This is a genomic window from Shewanella sp. ENK2 (assembly GCF_043568515.1).
Classification (GTDB): Bacteria; Pseudomonadota; Gammaproteobacteria; order Enterobacterales; family Shewanellaceae; genus Shewanella; species Shewanella japonica.
Window position 1 is genome coordinate 3,924,275 of the sequence record NZ_CP171406.1, and the last position, 16,513, is coordinate 3,940,787.

Annotated in this window: 13 protein-coding genes and 3 pseudogenes; 15 read left to right on the forward strand and 1 reads right to left on the reverse strand. The window is 39.8% G+C overall.

Features of this window, described 5'->3' with window-relative positions:
• The first annotated feature begins 1 nt into the window (after position 1).
• The 11 genes and pseudogenes from ACGEDC_RS17180 (at position 2) to ACGEDC_RS17230 (ending at position 12,510) form a co-directional block, all read left to right on the forward strand.
• Positions 2–631, forward strand: a complete 630-nt coding sequence (locus ACGEDC_RS17180) for an ANTAR domain-containing response regulator (RefSeq protein WP_055024376.1) — start codon at positions 2–4, stop codon at positions 629–631.
• Between the two features lie 329 nt (positions 632–960).
• A complete protein-coding gene (nirB, locus tag ACGEDC_RS17185; RefSeq protein WP_394494676.1) occupies positions 961–3,618 on the forward strand; it encodes a nitrite reductase large subunit NirB in 2,658 nt (885 codons plus the stop codon).
• Entirely contained in the window at positions 3,615–3,941 is a 327-nt protein-coding gene (nirD, locus tag ACGEDC_RS17190; protein ID WP_055024378.1) for a nitrite reductase small subunit NirD, read from the forward strand. The genes nirB and nirD overlap by 4 nt, the downstream gene beginning before the upstream one ends.
• A gap of 11 nt (positions 3,942–3,952) precedes the next feature.
• Positions 3,953–5,420: pseudogene (locus tag ACGEDC_RS17195) on the forward strand (NarK family nitrate/nitrite MFS transporter).
• A gap of 69 nt (positions 5,421–5,489) precedes the next feature.
• A complete protein-coding gene (locus ACGEDC_RS17200; RefSeq protein ID WP_394494678.1) occupies positions 5,490–7,364 on the forward strand; it encodes a protein kinase domain-containing protein in 1,875 nt (624 codons plus the stop codon).
• A 343-nt stretch (positions 7,365–7,707) separates the two neighbouring features.
• On the forward strand, positions 7,708–8,247 hold the full coding sequence (locus tag ACGEDC_RS17205; RefSeq protein ID WP_055024380.1) for a hypothetical protein: 540 nt from the start codon (positions 7,708–7,710) through the stop codon (positions 8,245–8,247).
• 46 nt (positions 8,248–8,293) lie between these two features.
• The gene (locus tag ACGEDC_RS17210) at positions 8,294–9,880 is read left to right on the forward strand and encodes a beta strand repeat-containing protein (RefSeq protein WP_394494681.1); all 1,587 of its coding nucleotides are present in this window, start codon (positions 8,294–8,296) and stop codon (positions 9,878–9,880) included.
• Between the two features lie 138 nt (positions 9,881–10,018).
• Positions 10,019–10,651 (forward strand): LuxR C-terminal-related transcriptional regulator, encoded by a 633-nt coding sequence (locus ACGEDC_RS17215; RefSeq protein WP_055024382.1) that lies wholly within the window; start codon positions 10,019–10,021, stop codon positions 10,649–10,651.
• A complete protein-coding gene (locus tag ACGEDC_RS17220; protein WP_244899790.1) occupies positions 10,648–11,235 on the forward strand; it encodes a curli production assembly/transport protein CsgE in 588 nt (195 codons plus the stop codon). Before ACGEDC_RS17215 ends, ACGEDC_RS17220 begins: the two co-directional genes overlap by 4 nt.
• A gap of 23 nt (positions 11,236–11,258) precedes the next feature.
• Positions 11,259–11,657, forward strand: a complete 399-nt coding sequence (locus ACGEDC_RS17225) for a curli assembly protein CsgF (protein ID WP_394498383.1) — start codon at positions 11,259–11,261, stop codon at positions 11,655–11,657.
• 1 nt (position 11,658) lies between these two features.
• Positions 11,659–12,510 carry a CsgG/HfaB family protein gene (locus ACGEDC_RS17230; RefSeq protein WP_055024384.1) on the forward strand — a complete coding sequence of 284 codons (852 nt, stop codon included), beginning with the start codon at positions 11,659–11,661 and terminating at the stop codon, positions 12,508–12,510.
• Positions 12,511–12,585: 75 nt separating this feature from the next.
• Here ACGEDC_RS17230 and ACGEDC_RS17235 read toward each other — a convergent pair whose 3' ends face one another.
• The gene (locus ACGEDC_RS17235) at positions 12,586–14,343 is read right to left on the reverse strand and encodes a M61 family metallopeptidase (RefSeq protein ID WP_394494684.1); all 1,758 of its coding nucleotides are present in this window, start codon (positions 14,341–14,343) and stop codon (positions 12,586–12,588) included.
• 226 nt (positions 14,344–14,569) lie between these two features.
• On the opposite strand from ACGEDC_RS17235, the gene hinT reads away from it, so the two are divergent.
• From hinT to ACGEDC_RS17255, 4 genes and pseudogenes are all read left to right on the forward strand, one after another.
• Positions 14,570–14,926 (forward strand): purine nucleoside phosphoramidase, encoded by a 357-nt coding sequence (gene hinT / locus ACGEDC_RS17240; RefSeq protein ID WP_055024386.1) that lies wholly within the window; start codon positions 14,570–14,572, stop codon positions 14,924–14,926.
• A gap of 47 nt (positions 14,927–14,973) precedes the next feature.
• A pseudogene (locus ACGEDC_RS17245) lies at positions 14,974–15,273 on the forward strand (PaaI family thioesterase); the annotation flags it as partial.
• Between the two features lie 237 nt (positions 15,274–15,510).
• Positions 15,511–15,959: pseudogene (locus tag ACGEDC_RS17250) on the forward strand (PaaI family thioesterase).
• Positions 15,960–16,019: 60 nt separating this feature from the next.
• Positions 16,020–16,412 (forward strand): YcfL family protein, encoded by a 393-nt coding sequence (locus tag ACGEDC_RS17255; RefSeq protein ID WP_080915507.1) that lies wholly within the window; start codon positions 16,020–16,022, stop codon positions 16,410–16,412.
• The last annotated feature ends 101 nt before the right edge of the window (positions 16,413–16,513 follow it).

Genomic DNA, 16,513 nt, shown 5'->3' on the forward strand with positions numbered 1-16,513 from the left:
CGTGGTTAACTTAGTATATCGAGATCCTTCATTTACCAATGAAAACGTGTTTATCGATTGTATGTCGGAGTTGAGTAGTATCGACCCGTGTATGGAAGCAAGTTCTTTGAGTCAGTTAGAGCGCCAAATTATAAAAGGCAATGCTCTTTGTTTGGTGTTTTTTACTGAGTCTTTGACGCCACTGCAACAGGTATTCATTGAGCGTTTATTAATGGTAACGGCACTGCCAATTATTGTTAATGCGTACGCATGGGATGAAGAATTATTAAAGAGTTTATTACAGTGTGGGCGAGTGACATTTGTACCAGAAAAACTGACGCCTAAACGATTAAAGTCATTAGTTGGCTTGGCTAAAATTCGCTTTAATAGTGCTTCAACTATGCTTGAGAAAGTCAAAGAGTTAGATGAAAAGTGCACTGACTTAAAACGTGTATCAAGGGCTAAATCATTATTACAACGTCAGGGAGTGACAGAGGCTCAAGCACATAAAATGATTCAGAAACAAGCCATGGACAAGTCGATCAGTTTTGCTGAAATGGCCAATGAAATCATTCTAGCGGCGCAACAACTTGAAGCAAAGCGTGTGCATCAAATTGGTGCGTGTGCCCATGGTGCGAACAGTAAAGCCTAGTGTTGGTAAGTCTTTTGTAAATATAATCCTTTATTTTTATGCACTTATATTTACATTGTAATTGGCATAGTCAATGCAATACATAATCATAAAAGAATATAACCGAAATTAACTCAAACGCATTGGTTAACGCTCGAATGATTTAAAACGTGATAAACGATATAGCAGGCAATGGCGTCTTTACTATCATCCGTTTTAGAGTCAATGAGAATAACAAAGTATATAAAGTTTTAATTTAAAAATTGGAATAAAGGCAATGGCGCCATCTCTGCTTGCGGAGATCGGCGCCTTTTTGTTTTTTGATTTCAAAAATAAAAAAGGAGCCAACGATGGCTAATTCTACAGGAACGTCGAATTCACCGACAACGGTCAACAAAAAACCTAAATTGGTTGTGATCGGTAACGGTATGGTCGGGCACCATTTTATCGAGCAATTATGCAGTCAAGGGCTTCAAAAGCAGTTTGATGTTGAGGTTTTTGGTGAAGAACCACGCCCAGCTTATGACAGGGTGCAACTATCTAAATACTTTGAAACAGGCAGCGCTGATGAGCTGATGTTAACAAGTGCGCAAGATTATCTAGATTGGGGTATCAAGCTGCACCTTGATACCCGAATAACTGAATTAGATACACAATCTAAAAGCATTACTACAGAAGATGGTGTCACGAGTCATTATGACAGCTTAGTGTTAGCCACAGGCTCTTATCCTTTTGTACCACCCATTAATGGTAATGACAGAGAACGTTGTGTTGTTTACCGTACCATTGAAGATTTGCAAGATATTGAAGCTGCGGCTAGTCAATCTAAAGTGGGTGTCGTCGTTGGTGGTGGCCTGCTAGGCCTTGAAGCTGCTAATGCTTTGATGGCACTTGGTGTGCAGACTCATGTCGTTGAATTTGCCCCACAATTAATGCCTGTTCAGTTAAATGATAAAGCGGGTGATTTATTAAAGAGTAAAATCAATGATCTAGGGGTTACCGTTCATACCTCAAAAGCCACTACCGCTATTATTGATGGCGAGTCAGCGATGCATCGTATGACTTTTAATGATGACAGTTTTCTTGAAACTGACATGATTGTTTTCTCTGCGGGTATCCGTCCTCAAGATGCACTTGCTCGTTCAAGTGGATTGCAAATGGGAGAACGTGGCGGTATCACAATCGATGATAATTGTTTGACTTCAGCAGCAGATGTTTACGCTATTGGTGAATGTGCATTATGGCAAAACCGCATTTTTGGTTTAGTGGCACCTGGATATCAAATGGCGCGTGTAGCGGTAGCAAGTCTCGTGGCTAGCTTAACTGATACGGCAACATCATCAACTGCCTTTACTGGTGCAGACATGAGTACCAAGCTCAAATTACTTGGTGTCGACGTTGCTGCAATCGGTGAAAGCCGTGGCTTTGAAAATGCCCAGTTTGTGGAATTATCGGACAACCAATCGGGCATTTATAAAAAGCTTTGGTTAGATGAAACGGGTAAATTCTTAAAAGGAGCTGTGTTAGTTGGCGACAATAGTGACTATAACCGTTTGCTTGATTGTTATTTATCTCAGGATGAAATTGAAGGTAATGCCATTGATTTATTAATGACAGGTGAAGAGTCAGCTGCAGATTTGAAAGACACATCAATTATCTGTTCATGTCACCAAGTCACAAAAGCGGACATTGTGAGTTCTGTAAAAGAAGGCAATCACACAATTGCAGAAATCAAGTCTTGTACCCGAGCAGCTTCAGGTTGTGGAGGTTGTTCTGCACTTGTGAAGCAAGTCATGGATGAAGCGCTTATTGCAGAAGGTGTTGAGTGTAATACCGGCATTTGCGACCATTTTGAGCATGATAGACAATCTCTATATCACTTGTGCCAGGTAGAAGGTATTGAAGATTTTGATACGTTAATTTCTAAGCACGGTAAACGCTCAGCAACAGGTGAAGCATCAACATTTGGTTGTGATCTTTGTAAACCCGCTGCAGCTTCCATTTTTGCATCGCTACAAAACAAATATGTGCTTAACCAAGACAGCAGTCATGTGCAATTACAAGATACTAATGATGCTTATTTAGGTAACTTGCAAAAAGATGGCACCTATTCAGTGGTGCCTCGTATTGCAGGTGGTGAAATTACTCCAGATGGCTTAATTGCGATTGGTGCGGTGGCCAAAGAGCACGATTTATATACCAAAATTACCGGCGGACAACGTATCGATTTGTTCGGTGCTAAATTATCAGAGTTACCAGTCATTTGGCAGAAGTTGATTGAAGCAGGCTTTGAGACTGGTCATGCCTACGGTAAGTCACTACGTACGGTTAAATCTTGTGTGGGTAGCACTTGGTGTCGATATGGCGTACAAGATTCTGTTGGAACAGCCATTGATTTAGAAAATCGCTATAAAGGGTTACGTAGTCCGCACAAAATTAAGTTTGCTGTGTCGGGGTGTACTCGCGAGTGTGCAGAGGCGCAAAGTAAAGATATAGGTGTGATAGCCACTGATAAAGGCTGGAACTTATATGTGGCTGGTAACGGCGGCATGCGACCTCGTCATGGTGACTTATTTGCCACTGATTTAGATACGCCTACACTAATACAATATATAGATAGAGTATTGATGTTCTATATTAAAACGGCAGACAAGTTACAGCGTACTTCAGTGTGGATGGAGTCACTAGAAGGTGGTCTTGAGTATCTACAATCTGTAGTAATTGAAGACAGTTTAGGGATTGCTAGTGAATTAGATGCTCAAATGAGTCGAGTTGTTGATGCCTATCAATGTGAATGGAAAACAAGTCTTGAAAAACCGGAGTTTTTGGCTCGCTTCAATGAGTTTGTTAACCCAGAAGCTAAACCTGAGGGAGAAACTCATCTATACCATCGTGTGCGCGAACAACGATTCCCAGTCGATATAGCATCATCTGGCGCTGGCAATATTGCGATTAAAGATATTACTGCTGAACAAAATGAGCAAGAAGCTGTGGAGGAACTAGTATGAGTTGGGTAACGGTATGTAATGAGTCAACTTTGCCTCAAGGAACAGGTGTAGCAGCTTGGGTTGCTGGCAAAGCAGTTGCCATTTTTGATTTAGGTAAGCATGGTTTATATGCTATTGATAATGTTGATCCAGCAACAGGGGTAAGTCTACTCGCCCGTGGGTTAATTTGCGATATGGAAGGAGTGCTTTGTGTTGCCTCGCCATTATATAAGCAACATTACAGCCTAGAGACAGGCGTGTGTTTAGAAGATGAAGCACTCGTTGCTTCACCTTACGAAATTAAAAAGGAAGCTGGCCAAGTATTGGTTTTGGCTAAGTCATAGGGACATGTCGTATGAGTTCTGAGAAATTTAATTTATTGTCGTTTTCGGGGAAGATGAAAACGCTGCATTTAAGCTGGATTGCATTTTTTATTACCTTTGTGGTTTGGTTTAATGCGGCACCCTTGTTAAGTGTTATAGCTGATAGTTTAGGGTTAACTAAATCACAGATTAAAACCTTATTGATTTTGAACGTTGCATTAACCATTCCTGCACGGATTATTATTGGAATGGTGACAGATAAGTATGGCCCAAGGTTAACTTATTCTGTGCTTTTAGGTGTTTGTTCTATACCTTGTTTTATGTTTGCAGTGGCTAATTCATTTGAACAATTGGCATTAGCGCGCTTTTTAATTGGCTTTATTGGTGCTGGTTTTGTGATTGGTATTCGCATCGTCAGTGAGTGGTTTCCAGCGAAAGAGTTAGGTACAGCAGAAGGCATTTATGGCGGCTGGGGTAATTTTGGTTCAGCTGCAGCAGCATTTACTTTACCTGGATTAGCCATCTTTTTTGGGGGCGAAGACGGATGGCGATACGCAATTGGCTTAACAGGGTTAATTAGCTTAATTTTTGCATTTGTTTACTATTTTAATGTCACCGATACACCAAAGGGGTCGACTTATTTTAAACCCAAAAAAGCAGGTGGATTAGAAGTCACCAGTAAAGGGGATTTTGCTTTATTGATATTTATGAAGCTTCCTATGTACGCCACATTAGCCTTGTTAGCATGGAAATTGTCGCCTGCTGGCGTGAGTATGTTAGCAGAGCAAACAACCCAGTTAATTTATGCTGGTTTAGTACTTATATTACTGGTGGACATTTATCAAACTTATCAAGTTAACAAAGATATTTTTGTTAACGAGGTGCCAGAAGTTTGAGCGGTATCCTTTTAAACAAGTGGCCGTATTGAATGTGCTGTATTTCACCACTTTTGGTTCTGAGTTAGCCGTTGTATCAATGCTGCCGTTATTTTTTGCTGAAACATTCGGCTTAGGCATGGCGCAAGCTGGTATGGTTGCTTCAAGTTATGCCTTTATGAATCTAATGTCTCGACCTGGTGGAGGCTGGTTAAGTGATAAATTCGGCCGTAAGAATACCTTACTAATTTTAACCGCTGGTTTGGCTGTTGGATACTTTGCGGTAGGCCAAATAGACGGTAGTTGGGCATTACCGCTTGCTGTTGTTGTGGTTATGGCATGTTCATTCTTTGTTCAAGGTGGTGAAGGGGCAGTATTTGCTGCCGTGCCATTAATTAAGCGTCGTTTAACTGGACAAATTGCTGGTATGACAGGAGCTTATGGTAATGTTGGGGCTGTGTTTTTCTTAACGGTTTACTCAATGGTTTCAACCTCTGTATTCTTTTACGTTATTGCTATTAGCGCTGTGATTGGTTTCATCACATTATTCTTTATGACAGAACCCAAAGGTCATATGGCTGAGGTGAATGAAAAAGGTGAAGTCACACTAATTAGTGTTAATTAGATTTTTATCTATCTCAATCACTAACACCGTATCACTAGAACGATACGGTGTTGGTGTTTAAAGGGTTTTATGCAATCACATCTAAAAAACCAAGCATTGAGTCATGTCACTAACAAAGGACATGATAAAGAAACCGACGTTGAACAAGACATTATATTGTCATCATCAGACACTGGTTTAACTTTGCCGAACAATAAGCAAGAACAATTACCAATATCGGGTGCTCTTGAAGTGCATGCGGGGCAATATTCAGATAAAGGCCGAAAATCAGAAAATGAAGACGCAATTGGTATAAAAATTCCAACCGGATTAATGTTAACCACTAAAGGTATTGTGAGTGTTATCAGCGATGGGGTGAGTGCGGCTGAAGGTGGTGCGAAAGCATCAGCTATTAGCGTATCTAACTTCATCGCTGATTACTACTCAACACCCGAGTCTTGGAGTGTTTTAACGTCAAGTACACGAGTATTAACTGCACTTAACCGTTGGTTGTATGGTCTTGGTCAAGACTATAGAGATGCTCGTAAAGGCTATGTCTGCACTTTTAGTGCTTTGGTATTAAAGTCTTGTTCTGCGCACATGTTGCATGCTGGAGACTCTAGAATATACCGATTCAGGCAAGGCGAATTAGTTAAAATAACCCGAGACCACAGCACATCAGTAAATGAATATACAAGTTATTTAACCCGAGCTTTAGGTATGGATGTAAACCTTGAGGTTGATTATAAGCAGCTGAATGTCGAGGTTGGTGACTTATATTTACTAACAACTGATGGTGTTCATGATGTGTTGACTGATCATGAATTAAAAAAGATGTTAGCTGTATTTCAAGAAAATAATATCACGATCTCAGATCAAGCTTGCGAGCACTTCTGTCAGCAACTTACCGATAAAGCTTTCAAGTTTGATAGTAAAGATAACCTTAGTGCTCAATTAATTTCAGTTTCACAATTACCCACTCAAGCAATAGACGATGTTTATCACAAGCTCGCTAGCCGTCCTTTTCCGCCTCCAATGGAAGTAGGAATGCGTTTAGATGATTACGAAATTATAAAAGTGATTCACCAAAGTCAGCGCAGCCAGGTGTATGTTGTCAAAAATAGCCAAGGCGAAGTACGTTGTATGAAAACCCCATCAGTTAATTATATTGATGATGCTGCATATATAGAGAGATTTATGCTTGAGAGCTGGATTGGTCACCGAATCAATAGTCAACATGTAGTTAAAGTCGTTGATCACCACCTTAATAAGTCGGCGCTCTATTATTTAACAGAATATCTAGAAGGCTTAAGTTTGGCTGACTGGATGGCACAACATCAACGAGGTCCAGTTGAAGATGTATTGCAATTACTCAAACAAATTGAAACGGGCATTCGCGCGTTTCATCGTAAAGAAACATTACATCAAGATTTAAAGCCAGATAATATTTTTATTACTCGTGAAGGGGTAGTGAAAATAATTGATTTCGGCGCCTGCCATATTAAAGGTATTGCGGAAATAACAACGCCGCTAAAACGCGATCAAATTCTTGGTACTGCAGATTACACATCACCTGAAGTGATTTTAGGGTATCAAGCTGACGGGCGTGCTGACTTGTTTTCATTTGCTGTGATAGCGTATGAAATGTTAGCAGGTGAGCAACCTTTTAAAGGTCAGTTGGCAAAATGCCATCAGCGCAGCGACTTCTTAAAGCTAAATTATGTACCTGTTTTCAAAACAAACCCTATGGTTCCGGAGTGGATGGATACGGCATTAGAAAAAGCCTTGTCTATAGAGCCTTCATTTCGTTTTGTTGATACGAATGAATTTATTCACGCTTTAACCACGCCAGCAAAGGCTGCCCCTAAAACAACCATTCCTTTTATTGAGCGAAACCCTGTAAAGTTTTGGCAAACAGTCAGTGTAATTTTGCTTATTTGGTCACTGTATTTATCACTTGTGTGATGAGTATAAATCAAGTTTATTCTGCTCAAATACGTAATCCATTTTAGCCAATCTTGTTTGTCCAATACTTAATCTTGTTTTCCATTCCTGCTTTTCAGCTCAACCTTTCGTTATATGTCATTTTAATGGCGCTTTTTAGTATTTTGATTATATATCAATAAGTTAAATTGTTTAGTTTGATAATTCCTTATAGTACAAAAGTGGGGGTTAGGATACATTTTAGTCTATTGGTCTAAGTTCCTTTAATACTCGGGGTGGATTCAGAACACATTATATCGAGTAATACTAAATTCACTGGAAATGTAAAGGGAATAACTCTTTTACAAAGTGAAGGGCAGGAAGCATGGACTTATTCAAGCGTGAACAATTACATCGCGTTAAAACAATAGCAGGGATGTTATCTGTTGCTGTATGTCTAGCTTCTTTTCCTAGTTTCAGTCAGTCAGATTTAAGTGATTTTGATGAACTCGCAAGTGGGACCAATATTGCTCGAGCTGTTCAGGATGGTAGCGATAACTCATTAAATTTAAATCAATCTGGTGTAGATAATCAATCTAGAACATTTCAAAACGGTTTCACGAATACGATAAATATTGACCAGCAAGGTTCACAACATTATGTCTTGGCATCGCAATTTGGTGCCAATGTAGAAGCTGAAATATTGCAAGTCGGTGTTGGAAATGTCGTTTTATCTGCTCAGCAGGGTGAAAACCTACTTTTAGATGTGATGCAAACAGGAACAGGAAACGTAGCTTTAATACAACAAAGTGGTTACGAGAATTCAATCGAGATCCAGCAGTACGGATCTGGGAATGCAGTAGGTGTACTCCAGTGGGGTAATTCGCAACACGTTGAGGTAACTCAGCAATGTTGCAGTAATTAACCTTGATTAAATTAATTAATAATACACAGTAAAGGGAAATACGATAATGAAACATTCTAAATTAGCAATATTAGTGTCAGCTGCGATTTTAGCGTCAAGCAGTGCATATGCAAGTTCTGATAATGAAGCAACCGTTGATCAAACCGGTAATGGCAATGGTGCCACTGTTACTCAAGTTTTGAACAGCGAAAATAATGATGCATTTATTACTCAATCAGGTGATACCAATACCGCGTCAGTAACACAAGAAGATACTTCTGAAACAATGGGCTCTATTACTCAAATTGGTAATCTAAACCAAGGTAGTATTTTTCAGCATGATGATACACAGTCTGCGACAGGTATTATCAGCACAACTGGTAATGAAAACGTAGCTGCTATCGAACAGCGCTTCAACAATGGTGCAAATGCGGCCTCACTTGTAAATCAAAATGGCGATAACAATAACGCTAATATTTTACAGGATAATGGGGATGCAGCTAACTCTACAATTAATCAAAATGGTTCAGGTGATATTGCGGACATTTATAACCATTGGTCTGATTATGCAGATGCCACAATTACTCAAGCAGGTGGACCTTTGAATAATGCTTCAATTATTCAAGAATCTTCAGATGGTGCAGTTGCTTCGATTGATCAAAATGGTACTGGTAACCAATCAGTTGTTAGTCAAACGACATTGAACTTTGGTTATATAGCTAGTTCTGATGATACTGTTGCTGCTGTTAGTCAAGAAGGTGACAATAATATAGCAAATACGACTCAAACTGGTTTATCTAACGATGCAAATGTAATGCAAATGGGTAACGACAACCAAGCATATGTTACTCAATCTAATTTAAATAATATGGCAGATGTTGCTCAAACGGGTGATAGTGGCTTAGCGACTGTAACTCAGGACGGTGAGAATGGCCAAGCAATGGTCGCTCAATCAGGATTTAGTCAAACTGCCACTGTAACGCAATCTGATTATGATCAAATGGCAAATGTAACTCAAAGTAACTCTGGTAACTCTGCAACAGTTACTCAAAGTGGTTCAGCAGCTGGTATGGGTAACTCTGCCACAGTTGATCAAGCGGGTACTGATGATACTGCAATCGTTATGCAAAGTGGTGACTCTAACACGGCTTTAGTTAGCCAAACAGGTTCTAGTGTTTCAAATGATATTAATGTTTACCAAACTGGCGCAGACAACTACGCTGGTGCAAAAACTGGTTATAACGCAGATAACACTATTACTATCACTCAAACTGGTAATGGGAATTCTGTAACGGATAATGCTAATTCTTCAAGTTTCTATGGCACAGGCTATGGTGCTGGAACATGGGGTAGCAATAATACCGTTAATATTACTCAAACTGGTAACGATAACAGTGCATATGCTGACGGTTCAAGTAATGGTTCAATGGTTGATATTGTACAAACAGGTGATATGAACGAAGCGATTGGTGAGTCATGGCTTGGTTCTGGCAATGATATCGATATCTTGCAAACAGGTTCAGATCATTTTGCTGACGTTTATGCCAATGGAAGCATGAATACAACCTTAGTTACTCAAACTGACATGGGCAACAATGCAGTTGTGACTCAAGTGGGTTCAAACAACATGGCAACTGTTACCCAAGGTATGTAGTACTAAAGTATACAAAAGGGATTTTAAACACCCTTTAGGCTAATTGTTAAAGCCAGATTAGCTTGCTAATCTGGCTTTAATGATACAGGTACAGTATCAGATGTAAGTTACTTTGTTTAATCACATGGAGTGTAAGTGATGTTTAAAGTTATCAATTGGATGATAGTTTCACGTTCGCGGTTACTTGTTGATTTACTTGATTGTCGTTGGCCACAAGAGTTCTTAGTCAAACTAGCGAAAGCAACCCCTGCGACGATGAGCTCGCAGCTGTCTGAACAGCAAATCTCTCTTGTGGTTTTTGATTTAGCCACCATCGATTTACAACAAGCTTATCAATTACAAAGGCTCATTGAGAGAGAGCACTATGTTGTCAAAACTGTCTTTATCAATTTTCCTAAACAGGTTGACGCTAAATTTTTAATTCATCCAGCAACCACTTCTGGCGCATTTTATACCGATGCAGATCTAGCTGAAATTAGTAGCGGCTTTAATGAGATCCTTAAAGGAAGAAGTGTTATTCCAAATGATTTACATAAATCATTAATGGGCTTTGAGAATGAAGATGAAAGCGAACACCTTACCATTCGAGAAAGAGAAGTATTACAAGCTTTATTGACCGGTAGCACTAATCTTGATATCGCAAACCAATTATTTGTGAGTGAATCAACGATTAAAACTCATTTATACCGCGCATTTCGCAAAATTGGGGTATCTAGCCGTGGCCAAGCCATTGCGTGGGCCCAAACTCATATGCATGAGGTGAGAGTGTGAAGATAACGCTTCCGATTCTATTGTGTTTAGCTTGTGCGTTTGTGTTTACTGCAAACCAGGTAAGTGCGGCTGAAGATAAGAAATTGGAAGCGATATCTGAAACCTCAGGGTTAACAAACCCTGAGATTAAACCCGCTTCTGATGAAGTTGTCCCAGAATCTAAAGCGTCTGTTGCGCAAGAAAACTCTTTAAAAAAATCAAACACCGAAACAGTCGTAGTCAGTGATGCCAAACCCAAACGTGAATCGGACTTGATTGAGGGCTTGATCCTTAATAGAGCGATGACACGAATAGGGCATCAGTTTTATCGTGAATTTGTGAGTGCTTATCGGGATATTGGCGGTGCGACTAAGCATTCGGGAATTACGGTTATAGAGCAGGCTACCGCGCGTAGCGGTAGTAAAATTTTAATCCAACAAAATCGAAAAACAATCTTTGTCACTTTTGTTTCGCCTATTAGTCGAAATTTGGAACAACAAGTTAATTATGCCGCTAAAAGAGTGAATACCGCGGTAATAAAACAAAATGAACAAGCAGTGTTAGGGGCTCTTTTAGATCCTGACCTTGCTCCTGACGAATTCTAAGCAGGGAACGCCAAAATGAAAAAATACTATTTAGCTCAATTTTATTATTATTTTCAGTTGAGTGTTTAGCAACTCAATTGATATATCAACCTGTTAACCCCGCTTTTGGTGGTAGTTATTTAAACGGCTCATACTTACTAGCAAATGCTGCAGCGCAAAATGATCATCAAAGTAGCTCTGGTTCAGGATATACGCCGCCCACGGCATTAGAGCGTTTAGCCAGCTCTTTAGAGTCTCGGTTAATGTCACAGTTATTTAATGATGCCGCAAATGGTGGCGAAGGCTACTTGTTAACAGATGACTTTGAAATAAACGTTGTGAATGAAGATGGCGCATTGATTGTTCACATTACGGATATTTTAACAGGCGAAACAACCATCATTGAAGTCGGCGGTATCGTTGATACTGGTACCGGAGGCTAATATGAACAAGATTATTATATCGGCTCTTGTGGTTATGCTATCAGCTTGTTCATCAGTGGATGAAGAGTTCGAGAATATTGATGCAACAACCAGTTTAATGCCGAAAAGTGAAACTTATTACGATTTAATTAGCTTACCTTTTCCACAAGGTGCGATGGTTGCGGCAGTTTATGATTTTCGTGATCAAACTGGGCAATATAAGCCGATTCCATCCAGTAACTTTTCGACTGCAGTACCGCAATCGGGGACCGCTTTTCTAGCTCAATCTCTTAATGATTCTTCGTGGTTTATTCCAGTTGAACGTGAAGGGCTACAAAACCTGTTAACAGAGCGAAAAATTGTTAGAGCAGGACTCAAAGGCGATGCAAGCAAGTTACCTCAACTGAATAGTGCACAAGTTTTAATGGAAGGCGGTATTGTGGCTTATGATACCAATATTAAAACAGGTGGTGCAGGTGCGCGCTACTTGGGTATCGGAGCATCAGGCCAATATCGTGTTGATAGCATTACCGTTAACCTAAGAGCAGTTGATATTCGAACGGGTAGATTATTAAGTAGTGTGACTACAACTAAATCGGTTATTTCAAAAGAAATCACCGCCGGGGTTTTTAAATTTATCGATGCGCAAGAATTGCTGGAAGCAGAAGCGGGTTACACGTCTAACGAACCTGTCAGTTTATGTGTAGCATCAGCAATCGAAAGTGCAGTAGTACATTTAATTGCAGATGGTATCTGGAAAGGCGCATGGAGTTTAGGTGATTCTGCAACAGGTATGCAAAATGAAACCTTACAAAAATATTGGTTAGAAGCGCATAGTGAAGCCCGAGTAAGCGAAAGAATTAAACGTGGTTAAACCCCGTACTTTTTAATCGTTAAGCTAACACTAAAAAGGTGCCATAGGGCACCTTTTTATTGAACTAGCGAAGGTTTATAGCCATATTTTGAGTTTTTCCTCATCATTGATAGATAAACTAATCGTATCTTTTATAGCAAGTTTAATTGGCATTGTGCCTTGCATTAACTCATCTCGTCTAAACCAATGTAGTGCTAACTCTGTGTCCAATTCTTTAGATTGTAATTGCTGTTCAAATTGGCTATCAACCTGTAACTCATTGGCTGCAATGAGTAAGTCACCAGCACTTAAGCCTGCTTGATGCGCTGGGCTGTCGTTGGTAACGGTCAGTACTTTGAGGCCAAATGCTTCTGCTTTGGTTTTAGCGCCAAATGCAATATTAAGCCCTTTAGTTTCACCGCCACCTAAATCAGTAGCCCCGGCACTGGTACGCAAGGTCATGGTGATACCAACTTTATTCAATAAAGGTTCAAGTGGAATATCTTGGGTATTATTTAAATAAACAAATAAATCATCACAGTTACGGTTTAGTAGCTTCTCAATAATACGCTGATGTGTATCACCCTGAGTGCCAATGCCTTTAGCTCCATAGTCGTGCCAAAGCGCCAACATGACATCGTTTAAACTGTGTTTTCCCTTGGTTTCAATGCGAATAGTTAAATCAAGGTATAAAGCGAATAAAGCCCCTTTTGTGTAGTAACTAACAATGGCATTGTTGGCATTTTCATCTTGTTTATAAAACTTGGTCCATGCATTAAAGCTTGAGGATGACAGTGTTTGTTTAAAGCGACCTTGCGAACGGTAAACCCGTGTCATAATTTCACTTAACATAGTTAGATATTGGTTCTGGCTGACACAACCACTGCGATAAGTTAATAGATCATCGAAATATGAGGTAATCCCCTCATAAGCCCATAATTGCTCAGTATAAGCCTCTTTAGATAAATCAAATGGGGTAAACTCAGCAGGCTTTATACGTTTTACGTTCCAGCTATGAAAATACTCATGACTGCATAACGATAGATAAACGCGATAATCTTTGTTGACCTCATGGGTCATGTTTGTTGGCAAATCTTTCCTTGAGCACATTAATGCGGTGCTTGCACGATGTTCTAATCCACCAAAGCCATTACCTAAAACAGTCGTTAAAAATACGTAGCGATCAAAAGGAGCTTGACCACCAAATAAGTTGATTTGATATTCGCATATGGCTTTTAAATCCTGGCATAAACGCGGTAATGAAGCATCATGTTTACCACTTAACACAACATCATGGGGCACACCGCAGGCTTCGAAACTGGCTATTGCAAGTGGGCCCATTTCTACTGGATGGTCGATAAAATCATCATAATTATCTGCGTAAAACTCACCGAAACCGTATTGTTCACCAGCGGTTCTTTTCATGCTGGTGGCAAGTTTCCAGTCTTTAAGTTCATCAAGGGCTGGTTTGGCTATCGATAGTGTGTGCTTGGTATGCTCTAAGCCTTTGGCACATAAAAACACGCTACTGCCATTAAAAAAACCATGGGTTGTGTCTAAATGAGCAGAGCGCACAGATAAATCCCAAGCATAAACCTGATATGAAATTTTAATAAATGACTGACTGTTTTTACATTGCCAAGTTTGCTTATCGAGTTGTTCGATTTCAATTGGCGTGTTTTGCTCATCCACTGCGGTTATTTCAATTAGATTTCTGGCAAAATCACGGATCATATAACTGCCTGGAAGCCAAGAAGGTAAAGACAATATCTGTTGTGGTTTTGCATCTTGAATAGTTTGAGTGACTTCAAACAAATGTGCTTTAGGATCGATAGCAATGATGTGATAATGCATGAGCAATTTCCAAGTAAGTAGGTGTTGCTGAAAAGAAATAAGAACGAGAAGAAACCCAATGCTGCCAAATTCATTACTAATGTGCAAATCCATCTGTACATGAATAGTAACAACTGTTTATGGTTTTGACTGGAGTGACAAACACTGCAGTTGATACTATAAGATAATCTAGCCAAGCATTGCGATTACCCACGTTAACTAACGCATAATAAAAGGATGATGACACATGGCCGAAGAAACCATTTTTAGTAAGATTATTCGTCGTGAAATCCCAGCGGATATTTTATTCCAAGACGAGTTGGTCACTGCATTTCGTGATATTTCTCCTCAAGCGCCAACGCATATTTTAATCATTCCAAATCACTTAATTCCGACAGCTAATGACATTAAAGCGTCAGATGAGCTTGCACTCGGACGTATGATGACTGTTGCAGCCAAACTAGCTGCAGAAGCTGGTATCGCCGAAGACGGGTATCGGTTAATTATGAATTGTAATAAGCATGGTGGCCAAGAGGTCTACCATATTCATATGCATTTGGTGGGTGGTAAGCCACTTGGCCCAATGTTAAGCCGTAAAGACTAAGTAGCCATTAATGAAAATAAACAAGTGAGTTTTTCCCGTTAACTGAAGTGGCCACACGTTTTGTTGGCCAGTTAGCACATTGTCGTCGTTTACAAATCTCGGTACTTGAGGCCAGTGAGCACCATGTACTGTTAGAGTTGCCATATAGTCAGGACATTATTGGCGATCCTGATACTGGTGTTATTCATGGTGGTGTCGTCACTACGTTAATTGATACTGCGTCTGGTACGGCAGTGGTCAGTGCGATTTTAGAAAAATATCAATCATTAGAAATATCACCCACGTTAGATTTACGGGTTGATTATATGAAACCTGCAGAGCCAGATAAGCCTATTTTCGCTTTTGCAGAGTGCTATCGTTTATCCTCTAATGTTGCTTTTACTCGTGCAATTGCTTACCAAGACAGTATTGATGATCCCATTGCTCATGCTGTTGGTTCCTTTATGCGTATTAGCCCTGAAATGGTGGGGGAAGAGTTTCGTCAGGCATTAATGGGTGAATCAGATATCAAGGTCAATGAGTTAGCGACTGAGAATGGGACTACACTTACTAAAGAAGCAACTACTCAGGCAAGTCTTACTGATATTGTGGCGGCAGAAATTAATGTCCATGATATTGTAAAACGAGCAATAGACTTAAACGATTACAGTTATTTACTGGCGAAAGTGCCTTATACACAATTCATTGGCATGAGTGTTAATCGCTTTGGTGATGAAATGGTGTTTAAATTACCCGCTAAAGACGACAATATCGGTAATCCTATTTTACCTGCCATTCATGGTGGCGTGATTGCTGGCTTTATGGAAATGTCTGCCATCGTGCAACTAATGGTGTTTATGCAAGCTAAAAAGTGCCAAAAATAATCGATTTTTCAATTGATTATTTACGAGCAGGTTTGCATCAAGATACGTTTGCAGAGTGTAAAATTACTCGCCAAGGTCGCAGAGTTGCAAATGTGAGTATTAATTGTTGGCAAACAAACAGAAAACAGCTTATTGCGACAGCAAGAGCGCACTTCTTGTTAGATCAATAATAAGATGACTGAAGCGCTTTAATACCTATGGGATTCACATTCACAGTGTTAAAAGGATAAATGATGAAGATTTCAATCGTAATAGTAACCTTATTTTTGTTGATGACTGGTTGTGCAAATCACACCGCTGGATTATCTGCAGGATCTAATGGTGTTGTTCGAGTCGACAATAATTCATTTTCCCGAGAAGTTGGTATTGAGCAAGTCAGAGTCCGCACTCAAGCTGATTTACTGCAAGGCTCTGCACTGATTTTAAGTAAAGTGTCTACTGATTTAAGACTGCAGTATAAATTTACTTGGTACGATGCAAACGACTTTACTATTGAAGATGAAGGCGTGAGTTGGAAATCATTAAAACTACACGGTAAGCAGCAAATGCAGGTGAGTGCGTTAGCGCCAAATGCCAATGCTACCCGGTTTGAAGTGTATGTAAGAAAAGCGTTTTCAAATTAATCCTAACGTCACTTGTTTAGAACGTTACGTGCATCATACCGTGCATAATTGGTGATGATTTAGTGATTCATTAGCCATTGGTTTTCTTCTCACTGAGTCCA